At 47.1% G+C, this 14,645-nt stretch carries 14 protein-coding genes and 1 tRNA gene; all 15 read left to right on the top strand.

Annotation, left to right across the window (positions count from 1 at the left end; all coding sequences use genetic code 11):
- On the top strand, positions 1-128 hold a 128-nt coding region (gene tuf / locus J7K63_00085; GenBank protein ID MCD6233426.1), incomplete at its 5' end, for an elongation factor Tu.
- A gap of 21 nt (positions 129-149) precedes the next feature.
- On the top strand, positions 150-299 hold the full coding sequence (rpmG, locus tag J7K63_00090) for a 50S ribosomal protein L33 (GenBank protein ID MCD6233427.1): 150 nt from the start codon (positions 150-152) through the stop codon (positions 297-299).
- A gap of 11 nt (positions 300-310) precedes the next feature.
- Positions 311-383: transfer RNA gene (locus J7K63_00095), tRNA-Trp, on the top strand.
- Positions 384-405: 22 nt separating this feature from the next.
- Entirely contained in the window at positions 406-591 is a 186-nt protein-coding gene (secE, locus tag J7K63_00100; protein ID MCD6233428.1) for a preprotein translocase subunit SecE, read from the top strand.
- Between the two features lie 15 nt (positions 592-606).
- Positions 607-1,134 (top strand): transcription termination/antitermination factor NusG, encoded by a 528-nt coding sequence (gene nusG, locus J7K63_00105; GenBank protein ID MCD6233429.1) that lies wholly within the window; start codon positions 607-609, stop codon positions 1,132-1,134.
- Positions 1,135-1,144: 10 nt separating this feature from the next.
- Positions 1,145-1,570 (top strand): 50S ribosomal protein L11, encoded by a 426-nt coding sequence (gene rplK / locus J7K63_00110; protein ID MCD6233430.1) that lies wholly within the window; start codon positions 1,145-1,147, stop codon positions 1,568-1,570.
- 15 nt (positions 1,571-1,585) lie between these two features.
- Positions 1,586-2,281: a 50S ribosomal protein L1 gene (locus tag J7K63_00115; GenBank protein MCD6233431.1), complete on the top strand. Its 696-nt coding sequence runs from the start codon at positions 1,586-1,588 to the stop codon at positions 2,279-2,281.
- An 11-nt stretch (positions 2,282-2,292) separates the two neighbouring features.
- Positions 2,293-2,820 (top strand): 50S ribosomal protein L10, encoded by a 528-nt coding sequence (locus J7K63_00120; protein MCD6233432.1) that lies wholly within the window; start codon positions 2,293-2,295, stop codon positions 2,818-2,820.
- A 24-nt stretch (positions 2,821-2,844) separates the two neighbouring features.
- Entirely contained in the window at positions 2,845-3,228 is a 384-nt protein-coding gene (gene rplL, locus J7K63_00125) for a 50S ribosomal protein L7/L12 (GenBank protein MCD6233433.1), read from the top strand.
- Positions 3,229-3,346: 118 nt separating this feature from the next.
- A complete protein-coding gene (gene rpoB / locus J7K63_00130; protein ID MCD6233434.1) occupies positions 3,347-7,153 on the top strand; it encodes a DNA-directed RNA polymerase subunit beta in 3,807 nt (1,268 codons plus the stop codon).
- Between the two features lie 36 nt (positions 7,154-7,189).
- Positions 7,190-11,497: a DNA-directed RNA polymerase subunit beta' gene (rpoC, locus tag J7K63_00135; GenBank protein ID MCD6233435.1), complete on the top strand. Its 4,308-nt coding sequence runs from the start codon at positions 7,190-7,192 to the stop codon at positions 11,495-11,497.
- Between the two features lie 63 nt (positions 11,498-11,560).
- On the top strand, positions 11,561-11,932 hold the full coding sequence (locus J7K63_00140; GenBank protein MCD6233436.1) for a 30S ribosomal protein S12: 372 nt from the start codon (positions 11,561-11,563) through the stop codon (positions 11,930-11,932).
- A 12-nt stretch (positions 11,933-11,944) separates the two neighbouring features.
- The gene (rpsG, locus tag J7K63_00145; protein ID MCD6233437.1) at positions 11,945-12,412 is read left to right on the top strand and encodes a 30S ribosomal protein S7; all 468 of its coding nucleotides are present in this window, start codon (positions 11,945-11,947) and stop codon (positions 12,410-12,412) included.
- Positions 12,413-12,427: 15 nt separating this feature from the next.
- Positions 12,428-14,509, top strand: a complete 2,082-nt coding sequence (gene fusA, locus J7K63_00150) for an elongation factor G (GenBank protein MCD6233438.1) — start codon at positions 12,428-12,430, stop codon at positions 14,507-14,509.
- A gap of 11 nt (positions 14,510-14,520) precedes the next feature.
- Positions 14,521-14,645 (top strand): elongation factor Tu (gene tuf, locus J7K63_00155; GenBank protein ID MCD6233439.1); only part of this gene is annotated, 125 nt, incomplete at its 3' end.

The following is a 14,645-nucleotide window of genomic DNA, read 5'->3' on the forward strand; positions in this document are numbered from 1 at the left end:
CGGGTGACAAGATCACCTTTACGGTGGAACTGATCGTCCCCATCGCCATGGAAAAAGAACTTCGGTTTGCCATCCGTGAAGGCGGACGGACCGTGGGTGCCGGCGTTGTGACGGACATTATTGAATAAATAACCCTTTGAGGACCGACCATGCGTGATAAAATTATCCTGGCATGCAGCGAATGCAAACGTAGAAACTACACAATGACGAAGAACAAACGAAAACATCCTCAACGTGTAGAATACAAAAAGTACTGTCCCTGGTGTCAGACGCATACGGTGCATAAAGAAACCCGGTAATTTGATCGGACAGGTCCGTAGTTCAACTGGCAGAGCAGCGGTCTCCAAAACCGCAAGTTGGGGGTTCGAATCCCTCCGGACCTGCGAAGAAGAGAGGAAATAAAAGATGATCAAAAAAATACGTGATTTCCTGGCAAGTGTCCAATTTGAGATGAAGAAGGTAACATGGCCGACTTTTGAAGAGCTTAAGGGTTCCACCAAGGTGGTTATTGTTTTTTCCATTATTCTTGTTGTGTTCCTTTTTGTCGTCGATTTTATCCTCTCTCAATCAGTCAATGCGCTTATGTATTAAAAACAAGTAACAGATATGAAGTGGTACACAATAAAAGCATTTTCCGGTAAAGAAAGACAAGTGGCTGATCGTATCCTGTACGAGGCAGAAGCCCGAAAACTCAGGGAATATATCGAGGAAGTCCTGGTTCCGACGGAAAATGTGGTCGAAATGCGCGAAGGGAAAAAACGTTCCCGGGTGAAAGTTTTCTATCCCGGATACATTATGATCAAGATGGAACTCACAAGAGAGACGAAATACTTTATAGAAAATGTATCCGGTGTTATCAGTTTTGTCGGGCCCAAAGGGCGTCCCCAGGCCCTGACAGAAAATGAGGTCCGACGCATACAGGGCGAAGTGGAAAAGAAAGATGGACGCGAAGTGATCGCAACACCCTTTTCCGTTGGCGATCCCGTTAAGATTGTGGACGGTCCCTTTATGGATTTTACCGGGGTGGTCCAGGAAATCAATGAAGAAAAGAAAAAATTGAAAATTATGGTCAGTATCTTCGGCAGATCCACGCCGGTTGAACTGGACTATTTACAAGTTGAACGAGAAAAATAGGTTGTAACGCATGGCAAAGAAAATAGCAGCTGTCATCAAATTGCAACTCCCTGCAGGACAAGCAAATCCCTCACCACCGGTCGGTCCGGCTTTGGGACAGCACGGGGTGAATATCATGGAGTTTTGTAAAGCATATAATGCCAAAACTTCTGATAAAATGGGCTTAATTATACCGGTTGTCATTACAGTATATGGAGACCGGTCCTTTACGTTTATTACCAAAACCCCTCCTGCGGCAGTATTGCTAAAAAAAGCAGCAAAGATCCAAAAGGGATCTCCCGAATCGAACAAAGTGAAAGTCGGGAAAATTACCCGGAAAGATCTTCAGGAGATCGCTGAATTGAAGATGCAGGACCTGAATGCTCATACGGTGGAGGCGGCCATGGAAATGATCGCCGGAACTGCCAGAAGTATGGGCCTGCAGGTTGAAGGATAAAGGAGGCAGAGTGATATCATGAAACATAGTCGGCGATATCTTGAACTGATAAAACAAATAGACAGGGAACATGAGTACCCTCTGGACGAGGGCGTTCAGCTCCTGAAAAAAATCGCTTCTGCTAAATTTGACGAATCCGTCGAACTGAGCATTAACCTGGGTGTGGAACCGAAATACGCCGATCAAATGGTCCGTGGGACGGTGATTCTGCCTCACGGAACCGGAAAGAAGGTCCGTGTACTCGTTTTTGCCCAGGGAGAAAAAGTGAAAGAAGCCCTGGATGCCGGTGCGGATTATGTCGGACTTGAAGAGTATGTTCAGAAAGTCCAGAACGGATGGCTCGATTTCGACGTAGTGATTGCAACCCCTGATGTCATGCGTCATATCGGTAAACTGGGCCGCGTACTGGGTCCCCACGGACTCATGCCCAACCCCAAGACCGGGACCGTGACTCAGGACATTGCTCAGGCTGTTGCGGATAGTAAGTCGGGTAAAATCAGTTTTCGTGTGGACAGGTATGGAATTATTCACGTGGCTGTAGGTAAGGTTTCTTTTGAGGAAACAAAGCTTGTGGAAAATGTGAAGGCAATGGTTACTACACTTGTCAAACTCCGGCCCCAGGGAGCGAAAGGCCAGTACCTGCGGAAGATTACTCTTACATCCACACAGGGACCCGGAATTAAAATCGAAAAGCAGACAGCCTTAGCTTAGGAGATGAAACTATGCCTACCCCTGTAAAAGTAAATCTCGTCGAGAAAGTCACTGAAGAAATAAATGCCTCGAAAGCCGTTTATTTTGCAGACTATCTCGGCCTGAATGTGGAACAAGTCAACAATCTGCGTTCAAAAATGTTTGAACAAAACGTTAAAATGCAGGTTGTTAAAAACACCCTGATTAAACTCGCCCTGAAAAATGCCGGGTACGATGTGGATAAAAAAGATTTTCTTATCGGTTCCACAGCCTTGGTTTACGGGAAAGATGATCCGGTTGTTCCTGCTAAGGTCCTGACCGCTTTTAAAAAAGAGGTCAAGGAACTGGGAAAGCCTGATGTAAAAGCGATTTTATTTGAAGGTAAATTCTTAAATGCGGAAAAAGTCAATGAAATAGCAGAATTGCCAAGCCGGGAAATCCTGCTCGGTAAATTCCTCAGCGGAATTTCCTATCCGATGCAACAGGTCCTCGGGGTTCTGCAGGCACCGATGCGTAACCTGCTTGGTGCGTTGAATGCTTTGAAAGAAAAAAAACAATAGAGTGAGATAAGGAGGACGAAAGTCATGGCCGAAGTTACACGTGCCGATGTGTTGGGATACCTTGAAAACGCCAATATGCTGGAAATTTCCGAACTGATTAAAGAAATTGAGGAAAAATTCGGCGTAACTGCTGCTGCCCCTGTTGCTGTTGCTGCTGCACCCGGTGCTGCTGCCGCTGCTGAAGAGGCCGAGGAAAAAACCGAATTTGATGTGATAATGACCAGCTTTGGCGACAAAAAGATCAATGTGATCAAAGAAGTTCGCCAGATTACATCTCTTGGCCTGAAAGAAGCCAAAGAACTGGTCGAAGGTGTTCCCAGCACCATCAAAGAAGCATTGCCAAAAGAAGAAGCTGAAAAGGTAAAGAAACAGCTTGAAGAGGCTGGTGCAACTGTAGAACTGAAATAACAGTCAAGATGGCAGCTATAAAGCCATTAAAAGAAGTACTTACGGGCCATCTTCACATGCTGATGGCTCTTTATTTCTTTTTATGAAATAATATGAGGGAGGATTTCTTTTGAGAAATCTGTCAGGACTTATACAGCGGAAATCTTTCTCCCGCATTTCAAGGGTTTTGGATATCCCCGATCTGCTGAGCATTCAGCTCGATTCATTTAATGAATTTTTGCAGTTGGATAAAAAAACCGAAGAACGGGAGAATATTGGCCTGGAACAGGCCTTCAGAACGATTTTTCCCATTGAGGATTCCCATAATACCTTTGCACTGGATTATGTAAGCTACTCAATAGGGAAACCACGCTATTCCGAAAAAGAATGTCTGGAAAGGGGTATCTCCTATGCTGCCCCCTTAAAGGCAAAATTAATTTTAAAAATCGCCGAAGAAGATGCTGAACCCGGAGTATACTCCGAGAGTATTGAACAGGAAGTTTTTCTGGGCAATATTCCCTTTATGACTAACCGGGGCACTTTCATTATCAACGGAGCTGAACGTGTTATTGTCAGTCAGCTTCAACGCTCTCCCGGTGTTTTCTTTAATGATGCACGCCATCCCAATGGTTCTATCCTCTATAATGCCCGTATTATCCCTTTCAGAGGCTCCTGGGTCGATATAACAACAGATATTTTCGATGCGATTTATGTCACCATTGACAGGCGGAAAAAATTCCCTGTGTCCATACTCCTCCGCGCTGTTGGCTTTGATTCCGATTATGATATACTGAAACAGTTCGACGTGTTGAAAGAAGTTAATGTATCAAATAAAATTATTGGGATGACCCTGGTTCAAAGCATTTTGAATCCCGATACAGGAGAAGTTATCCTGGCGGCCGGAGTCTCTGAAGACGACCGTGTCGTTCTTGAAGCTTCACATGTTAAAATGCTGAAAGAAGCCGGTGTTAAAAAAATTGATGTGGTTGATCCCAATAAGGAAATTGACCTGAAACTTCTGGCCAATTCCATCCGCCGAGAAAAGGATAAAATGGATCCGGAACGACTGACTGAAGGAGGGCCGAATCAGGAAGACGCCCTTTTCTATCTATACCGGAACCTGAGGAACGGAGATCCGCCGAATCTGGAAACCGCCCAGAAATTTGTGGAAAAACTCTTTTTCAGTCCGAAAAAATATGACCTGGGTAAAGTGGGACGCTATCGGATGAACAAAAAGTTCAATATGAATGTCCCCCTTGACAATACAGTCATTACCCCCGATGATTTTATCTACATTGTTCAACACCTGATCAAAATGCGTCGCGGAGATAAGCTTTCTGATGATATCGACCATCTGGGGAACCGGCGTGTGAGAACCGTTGGCGAACAGCTTGCCAACCAGTTTTCCATTGCCTTTACCCGAATGTCACGGACAATCCGGGACCGGATGAATATCCACCGGGCTGAAAACCTGACACCTCAGGAATTGGTGAACAGCCGGATTATCACATCGGTGATTAACACCTTTTTCGGTACTTCTCAAATGTCCCAGTTTATGGACCAGACCAATCCTCTGGCTGAGCTGACACACAAGCGTCGTTTATCTGCTCTGGGGCCGGGAGGGCTGACCCGTGAACGAGCCGGTTTTGAGGTCCGGGACGTGCATTACACTCACTACGGACGCCTGTGTCCCATCGAAACCCCGGAAGGACCTAATATTGGTCTGATTTCTTCACTGGCTTCCTATGCCGTTGTTAACCGCCTGGGCTTTATTGAAACACCCTACCGGAAAACACGTGTCAAGGATGGAAAAGTTTATGTGACAAAAGAAATTGAATATCTGTCTGCTGATGATGAAGACAGAAGTGTGATTGCCCAGGCAAATGCTCTTCTTAATAAGGATAATTCCTTTGCCCTGGACGTGGTAAAGTGCCGGAAAGGTGCCGATTATCCTGCCGTTGCACCGGAAAAAGTGAATTACATGGACGTGGCACCGATTCAGATTGTCAGTGCCGCTGCCAGTTTGATTCCTTTTCTGGAACATGATGACGCCAACCGTGCTCTTATGGGGAGTAATATGCAGCGCCAGTCTGTACCACTGCTCACTCCCAGTACCCCCATTGTGGGAACGGGTATGGAAGGTATTATTGCAGCAGACAGCCGGGCGATTGTTGTGGCGGATACGGATGGTGTTATTGAATATGTGGATGCCAATAAAATTATTCTCAGGCCCCTGGAAGGATTCGATGCTTCCGTATCCCTCGATGAAAATGAGGGTCGTTATGTCTACCATCTGAAAAAATACCAGAGGACCAACCAGGATACGGCGATCAATCAGCGGCCGATTGTCAGGAAAAATCAGGTAGTGAAAAAAGGGCAACCCCTTGCTGACGGTACTTCCACCAATAAAGGAGAACTGGCCCTGGGCCGGAATGTCCTGGTGGCTTTTATGCCCTGGCGCGGCTATAATTTTGAGGATGCCATTGTCCTCAGTGAACGGATGGTGAAAGAGGATATCTTCACATCTGTCCACGTGAAGGAAGTGGAATTGGAAGTCCGGGAAACCAAACGGGGAAGCGAAGAACTGACACGCGAAATCCCCAATGTCTCGGAAGAAGCCACAAAGAATATTGAGGAAAACGGTATTATCCGAGTAGGCGCCCAAGTGAAATCCGGGGATATTCTGATTGGTAAAGTTACTCCCAAGGGAGAAACGGATCCCACACCGGAAGAGAAACTGCTCCGGGCAATCTTCGGTGAAAAAGCCGGGGATGTGAAGGATGCATCCAAACGGGCTGCGCCGGGGACATCCGGTGTGGTCATTGATACCCGTCTCTTTGTCCGTAAAGGGAAAGAATCCCGCAGGGATGAAAAAATAAAAATCGAAAAACTTGATGAAGAATTGAGACGCCGTCTGGCAGCTCTTAAAGGTAAGTTAACCCGGAAGCTCCTGGCACTCCTTGAGGGACATGCCTGCACCGGTATCTACGATAAAGGTGGGAATGCCATTGTGGCTGAAGGCCGCGAATGGAATGCCGATATCTTTGAAAATATGGATTTCCGACGTGTGAATCTGGATAAACCCTGGATCAAGGATGACAAACAATACCAGAAAGTGTTGAGACTGATACGGAATTACCAGGATGTCCAGCAGAATATTCAATACGAAATCGATAATGAAAAGTTCAAGGTTAAAGCCGGTGACGACCTTCAACCGGGTGTGCTCCAGTTGGCCAAGGTTTATATCGCCAGCAAACGGAAAATCCAGGTAGGAGATAAGATGGCCGGCCGGCACGGAAATAAGGGTGTTGTTTCCATTATCGTGCCCGAAGAGGATATGCCCTATCTGCCGGACGGAACCCCTGTGGATATCGTTCTGAATCCCCTGGGTGTGCCTTCTCGTATGAACCTTGGACAGTTGTACGAAACCATGCTGGGCTGGGCCGGCAAAGAACTGGGTATCTATTATGAAACACCGGTTTTTGACGGAGCCCGTTATAGTGATGTGCAGGAAGAATTGAAGAAGGCCGGTTTGCCGGAGAATGGCAAGAGCGAATTGTACGATGGAAGAACCGGTGAAAAAATCTACGATACAGTTGCTGTGGGACAGATTTACATGATGAAGCTGGCTCACATGATTGAAGATAAAATGCATGCAAGATCAACCGGTCCCTATTCATTGATTACGCAGCAGCCATTGGGTGGTAAAGCCCAGTTCGGCGGACAGCGTTTCGGTGAAATGGAAGTCTGGGCCCTTGAAGCATACGGTGCCGCTTATACTTTACAAGAAGTTCTCACCGTTAAATCCGATGATGTGGATGGCAGATCCCGTGTTTATAATGCCATCGTCAAAGGGGAAAACCTCCCCGATTACGGTATGCCGGAATCATTTAACGTGTTGCTGAAAGAACTTCAGGGACTGGGCCTGGAAGTGGATCTGCTGTAAGATCCACTTTTAACAAAGGAGGAATTCACCTTGAGTGTGAAATTCAATGCTTCGCAAGATACAAAAAAGGATTTTAGTAAAATCCGCCTGAGACTCTCCTCTCCCGAGTCTATCCTGAGTAAGTCAAGAGGGGAAATTCTCAAACCCGAAACAATCAATTATCGGTCTTATAAACCGGAAAAAGACGGTCTCTTCTGTGAAAAGATTTTCGGTCCGGTAAAAGATTGGGAATGTCATTGCGGAAAATATAAACGGATCCGGTACAAAGGGATTGTATGTGACCGGTGCGGGGTGGAAGTAACCCGGAAAAAGGTACGCCGTGAACGGATGGGGCACATTACCCTGGCTGTTCCCGTGGCCCATATCTGGTATCTGAAATCCATCCCCTCCAAACTGGCAAATGTGCTTGGGATGTCTGCCAAGAACATTGAACAGGTTATCTATTATGAATCCTACATCGTCATTCAGCCGGGTAAGGCTGTCATTGAGACGGAAAACGGTAAAACCCGTCCCGTCGAACCGATGGAACTGATTGATGAGGATACCTATCTCGATCTTTTGTATAAATATGGTGAGGAAGCCGAAGAAAAGATTCCTGAAGAAGAACTCTTCATTGCGAAAACCGGTGCTGAAGCTCTCTATGATATTCTTGTGGATCTGGACGTTCCCAAGCTGATTCAGACACTGAAAAGTGATTTGAAAAAAAGCACATCCGTCTCTGACCAGACAGACATTGTCAAGCGTCTGAAAATTCTGAAAGCGTTTGAATCGGAAGGTGACGAACCGCCGGTCAACAGGCCGGAATACATGATTTTGAAAGTTCTGCCGGTCATTCCACCTGAACTTCGTCCTCTTGTCCCTCTGGAGGGCGGCCGTTTTGCTGCATCGGATCTGAATGATTTGTACCGAAGGGTTATCATCCGGAATAACCGGCTGAAACAGTTGATTGATATTAAAGCGCCCGATGTGATCCTGAGAAATGAAAAGCGTATGCTTCAGGAAGCGGTGGACAGCTTGTTTGATAACAGCCGCCGGAGAACGGCAGTCCGTTCCGGTACCCGCCGGCCGCTGAAATCCCTCAGCGATATGCTAAATGGAAAAGAAGGCCGTTTCCGTCAGAATCTGTTGGGTAAACGAGTGGATTATTCGGGGCGTTCCGTTATTGTTGTGGGGCCCGAACTGAAAATTCATGAATGTGGTTTGCCCAAACTGATGGCTACAGAACTTTTTAAACCCCATCTGGTGCATGAACTTCTGGTCCGCGGCAAAGCCACGACCCCCAAAACGGCAAAAAGTATGGTGGAACGGCGAAGTCCGGAAGTGATGGAACTTTTGGAATATGTGGTGAAAGATCATCCCGTATTGCTCAACCGTGCACCTACACTGCACCGTCTGGGTATTCAGGCTTTTCAGCCTGTCCTGGTGGATGGGAAGGCCATCCGGGTACATCCCCTGGTCTGTGCCGCATTCAATGCCGACTTCGACGGCGACCAGATGGCCGTCCATGTACCTCTTTCCTTTGAGGCCCAAATTGAATGCCGCATGCTCATGCTGGCAAGTAATAACATTCTTCACCCGGCCCATGGAAATCCCATTTCGGTGCCTTCTCAGGATATGGTTCTCGGGACCTATTATATTACCCGTGCCAAATCCAACCAGCCCGGTGAAGGAATGGTGTTTTCTTCCTATGATGAAGCCTTGCTGGCATTTGACAACAAAAGGGTAACCCTCCATGCTAAGGTTAAACTCCTGAAAGACGGCAAACTGATTGATACGACCGTTGGCCGGATTCAGTTCAATGCCATCATTCCTGAAGGAATGCCCTATTTCAATGAATTGATTACTAAAAAACGCCTGGAATACATTATTGCCGAAGCAAACCGGCGGGTCGGTCTCCATGAAACCGTCCGTTTCCTGGATAAACTGAAAGACCTTGGCTTTGAATTGGCAACCATGTCCGGTGTATCCATTGGTCTGAGCGATGTTCTTATTCCTGATGATAAATTTAAGATTATCAATAAAACACAGACTCAGGTGGATACTATTAACCAAAAGCGGAATAAGGGTGTTCTTACCGAGAATGAACGGTATAACAAGGTTATCGACGCCTGGTCCAGGACGACAGACCTTGTTCAGGCATCCATGAACCGAATCCTCCAGAATGACCGGGAAGGTTTTAATCCCATCTATATGATGTCTGATTCCGGTGCCCGGGGTTCAAAGGACCAGATGAAACAGCTTGCGGGTATGCGCGGATTGATGAACAAACCGCAGAAATCCATGACCGGTGGAGTGGGGGAAATTATTGAAACACCTATTACGTCAAACTTTAAGGAAGGATTGACGGTTCTTGAATACTTTATTTCTACCCACGGTGCCCGTAAAGGTCTTTCGGATACGGCATTAAAAACAGCTGATGCCGGATATTTAACACGCCGCCTGGTGGATGTGGCCCAGGATGTGGTCATCAGTGAAGAAGATTGTGGCAGCATCAACGGTATTGAAGTCGTTCCCATTAAAGACGGCGATCGGGTGATCGAACCCCTGTCCGAAAGAATTCTGGGACGTGTGGCTTTGGATGATATTATTGATCCGGTAAATGATAAACTCCTTGTGAAGGCCGGAGAACTGATCGACGAAGTCAAAGCACGGGCAGTGGATGAGAGCAATGTGGAATCCGTGATGATCCGTTCCGTGCTGACCTGTGAAGCCAAGAAGGGGGTATGTGCCAAATGCTATGGCCGCAATCTCGCTACCAATACCCTGGTCAACCAGGGAGAAGCTGTAGGTATCGTTGCAGCTCAGTCTATTGGTGAACCCGGAACACAGCTGACCCTGAGAACCTTCCATATCGGTGGTACGGCCAGCCATGTGATTGAAGAATCACACCAGCCTGCCAGGTATGAAGGTCAGGTCTCCTATTCTGAAAACCTGCATGTTTCTGAAAATGAGTTTGTGGATGAAACCACAAAACAGAAATACAGGGTTGTCCTGGTCCGGAACGGCAAGATGAGTATCATTGATAACAATAACCGTGAACTCATTTCATATACGGTTCCCCAGGGTGCGAAAATCTATGTCAACGATGGTCAACAGGTTGAAAAATCCACGATCCTCTATGACTGGGATGTGTATAACGATCATATCGTATCACGTTATAATGGGTATGTGAAACTCATCGATCTGGTACCCGGTGTGACCTATGATGAAGTTTCGGATACCTCCGGTTTTAAAGAGTGGCAGATTGTTGCCTCAAAGGACCGTGACAAAACAGCCCGGATTCTCATTGTTGATGAGGAAGGAAATCCCATCGGAAAGGCAATCAACCTGCCTGAATCATCCTCACTTCTGGTAAAAGACGGCCAGAAGGTTCTTCAGGGTGAGACGATGGCGAAACGCTCGAAAGAGACGGCCCGGAGCAACGATATTACCGGCGGTCTTCCCAGAGTTTCCGAACTTTTTGAAGCACGGAACCCCTCCAATGAAGCCATTGTGAGTGAGGTGAACGGCTATGTCCAGTTTGACCGCCTTTCCAAGGGTATTCAAACAGTCCGCGTCCGGAATGATCTGGGAGAACTGTACACATACAAAATTCCGCCGGGAAAACATATTCTGGTCCACGACGGCGATTATATTCACGCAGGAAATCCCATCTGTGACGGGGCGATCCCGCCAAAGAAAATCCTGAAGATTAATGGTGTTTATGAAGTCCAAAAATACCTGGTGAACGAAATTCAGCACGTATACCGTCTGCAGGGTGTACGAATCAATGACAAACATATAGAAGTGATTGTCCGTCAGATGCTGCAGAAGGTGGAAATCAGTGATCCCGGTGATACGGATTTTCTGAAGGGAGACCGGATATCTAAACAGGTGGTGTTGGAAGAAAATGAAAAAATCATGAACATGGTACGCATCACTGATTCCGGTGACACCGCCCTGAAGACTAACAGCCTGTATCCCCAGGATATTGTGGAAGAAGACAATGTGCGCCACAAATCCGCCGGAAAGAAACCTGCAGAGTTTAAACCTGCTATTCCGGCAACATTTGAACCACTACTCCTGGGTATTACCCGTGCATCATTGAATACGGAAAGCTGGATCTCTGCCGCTTCATTCCAGGAAACAACCCGGGTACTGACAGATGCCGCGGTGGCTGGAAAAGTGGATTATCTGAAGGGCTTGAAAGAAAACATTATCATGGGCCGGTTGATTCCTGCCGGGACAGGACAGTCCCGTTACGAAAATCTGAAAGTCCGTGAGCCGGAATTTACGGAAGTGGATGATCTGGAGTTCTTTGCAGATGCTCAGGTCTATGATGATGAAGACCTGCTTATAGAATAAATCCCATTGCTTATAAAAAGCAGGGATATTACATTATCAGGCTTGACAAAAATTGGAGAAAGTATGCCAACGATCAATCAATTGGTGAAAAAGGGCAGGAAAAAGGTTATCAAAAAAAATAAGGTCCCCGCTCTTCAGGGAAATCCCCAGAAGCGCGGTGTGTGTACCCGTGTTTATACAACCACGCCCAAGAAACCGAACTCAGCATTACGCAAAGTGGCCCGTGTCCGTTTGACGACGGGTATTGAAGTTACGGCCTATATTCCCGGCGAGGGACACAATCTTCAGGAACACTCACTGGTGTTGATTGAAGGAGGTCGTGTAAAGGATTTACCGGGTGTTCGCTACCATATTGTGAGGGGGACTTTGGATACGGCCGGAGTATCGGACCGGAAAAATAGCCGTTCACGCTATGGTGCCAAGAAGCCGAAATAAGGAACGATTTCAATGTCAAGACGAAACAAACCGCAAAAAAGAGAGATTCTCCCCGATCCTAAGTACCATTCAGCGACGGTTGCCAAGTTTATCAACAACCTGATGGAACGGGGAAAGAAGGGTGTAGCCGAGTCTATTTTATACGACGCACTGGATATATTGGATGAAAAAACAAAGGGCAAGGGACTGGAAACATTCCAGAAGGCGCTGGATAATGTGGCACCGGTTTTGGAAGTTAAATCCAAACGGATCGGTGGTGCAACCTATCAGGTGCCTGTTGAAGTCCGCCATAATCGCCGCTACGCCCTGGCAATGCGCTGGATTATTAAATTTTCCGGTGCCCGGTCCGGGGATAGCATGGCGACGAAACTTGCCGCCGAACTCCTTGCCGCATCCCAGGGTGAGGGCAGCTCCGTGAAAAAACGGGAAGATACCCACAAAATGGCGGAAGCTAACCGGGCTTTTGCCCACTTTCGGTAAAGCGTAAAGGAACCCATGGGTAAAGCAGACCTGAAAAAGCTCAGAAATATCGGTATTATGGCTCACATCGATGCGGGTAAAACCACAACGACGGAGCGCATTATTTATTATACCGGCCGGTCTCACAAATTGGGCGAAGTCCACGAAGGGACTGCCACAATGGACTGGATGGAGCAGGAAAAGGAACGAGGCATTACCATTACATCTGCCGCGACACGTTGTTCCTGGCAGGGACATGATATTAATATCATCGATACGCCGGGACACGTGGATTTTACTGCTGAAGTGGAACGCTCCCTCCGGGTTCTGGATGGGGCGATTGCCATCTTTTGTGGCGTCGGCGGGGTGGAACCCCAGTCTGAAACGGTCTGGCGCCAGGCAGATAAATATAAAGTCCCCCGCATAGCCTTCATTAATAAAATGGACCGGACAGGTGCCGATTTCTATTATGTTATCGATATGATCCGGAAACGCCTGGGAGCTAATCCTCTGCCGGTTTTTCTGCCCATCGGCTCCGGTGAAATGTTTACGGGTATTGTGGATCTGATCCACATGCGGTCTATTCTGTACAATGAGTCCACGCTCGGGGCCGAATTTGAGTACGGTGAAATCCCCAAGGATATGTTTGACCGGGTGGAAGAGTATCGCCATCACCTCATTGAAGAGGTGGCCGCTTACAATGATGAGCTCCTTGAAAAATATCTGGAAGGCGAAACACTGAGTACGGAAGAAATTAAATCGGCAATCCGTGAAGGGACGATCAAAGGCGATATTACTCCCGTGATTGTGGGATCTGCTTTTAAAAACAAGGGAGTGCAGGTCCTTTTGAATTCTGTCGTCGACTATTTGCCTTCTCCCTTGGATGTTCCGCCGATTAAGGGAATCCATCCGAAAACCGAAAAGGAAATTATACGGACTCCCGATACGGATGCTCCTTTTTCTGCTCTTGCTTTTAAAATCATGACGGATCCCTATGTAGGGAAACTGACGTATGTCCGCATTTATTCCGGGAAAATTGCTACAGGCGAATATGCCCTGAATCCCCTGAGCGGAAAACGGGAACGCTTTGGCAGAATTCTCCGGATGCATGCCAACAAACGGGAAGATGTGAACCAGGCCACCGCAGGGGATATCGTAGCCGTTGTCGGGCTGAAAGATACCCGGACAGGTCATACCCTTTGTGATAAGGATAAACCCGTGATCCTGGAAGAAATGGTTTTCCCGGACCCTGTGATTAATGTTTCCATCGAACCGGCAAGCAAAGCGGATCAGGATGCGTTGTTTAAAGGACTTTTAAAACTGGCTGATGAAGATCCCACCTTTCAGATTCAATCCGATGAAGAAACGGGACAGACCATTGTTTGGGGCATGGGTGAACTTCACCTTGAGATTATTGTAGACCGACTGAAACGTGAATTTAAAGTCAATGCCCAGGTGGGCAGACCTCAGGTGGCCTATAAAGAGACCATTACCAAAACCGTGGAAGTGGATAAGAAATTTGTCCGCCAGACAGGTGGTAAAGGTCAATATGGACATGTGGTGATTACTATGTCCCCCAATGAAAAAGGAAAAGGCTACGAGTTTGTAAATAAAATTGTCGGCGGGGTGATTCCCAAAGAGTATATCCCGTCTGTCGATAAAGGTATCCGGGGAGCATTGCAAAATGGCATTCTTGCAGGATATCCTCTGGAAGATATCAAAGTTGAATTGACTTATGGTTCTTACCACGAGGTGGATTCATCGGAAATGGCTTTCAAAGTTGCGGGTTCCATGGCCGCACAGGAAGCCGCCAAAAAAGCGGGTCCCATTATTCTGGAACCCATGATGGCGGTGGAAATCATTGTGCCGGATGAATATTTAGGGGATGTAATGGGTGACCTGACATCCCGGCGCGGTCAGATCAAAGGAATGACACCGCGAAACGACGCTCAGGTCCTGTCAGGCTATGTACCCCTGGCGGAAATGTTTGGTTACGCAACTGACTTGAGGTCTATCACCCAGGGACGGGCGGTTTTTACTATGCAGTTTGATCACTATGATCCTGTTCCCGCCTCTGTCCAGGAGAAGATTTTAGAACGTATTCATGGAAAAATTTAGGAGTTTTTCTCATGGCAAAGAAGAAATTTGAAAGAACGAAGCCGCATGTGAACATCGGAACGATCGGTCACGTGGATCACGGTAAGACGACGCTGACGGCCGCCATCACGTATGTTTTGGCGAAGGCGGGAGGAGC

The organism is Candidatus Neomarinimicrobiota bacterium (assembly GCA_021157965.1).
Lineage (GTDB): Bacteria > Fidelibacterota > Fidelibacteria > Fidelibacterales > Fidelibacteraceae > Fidelibacter.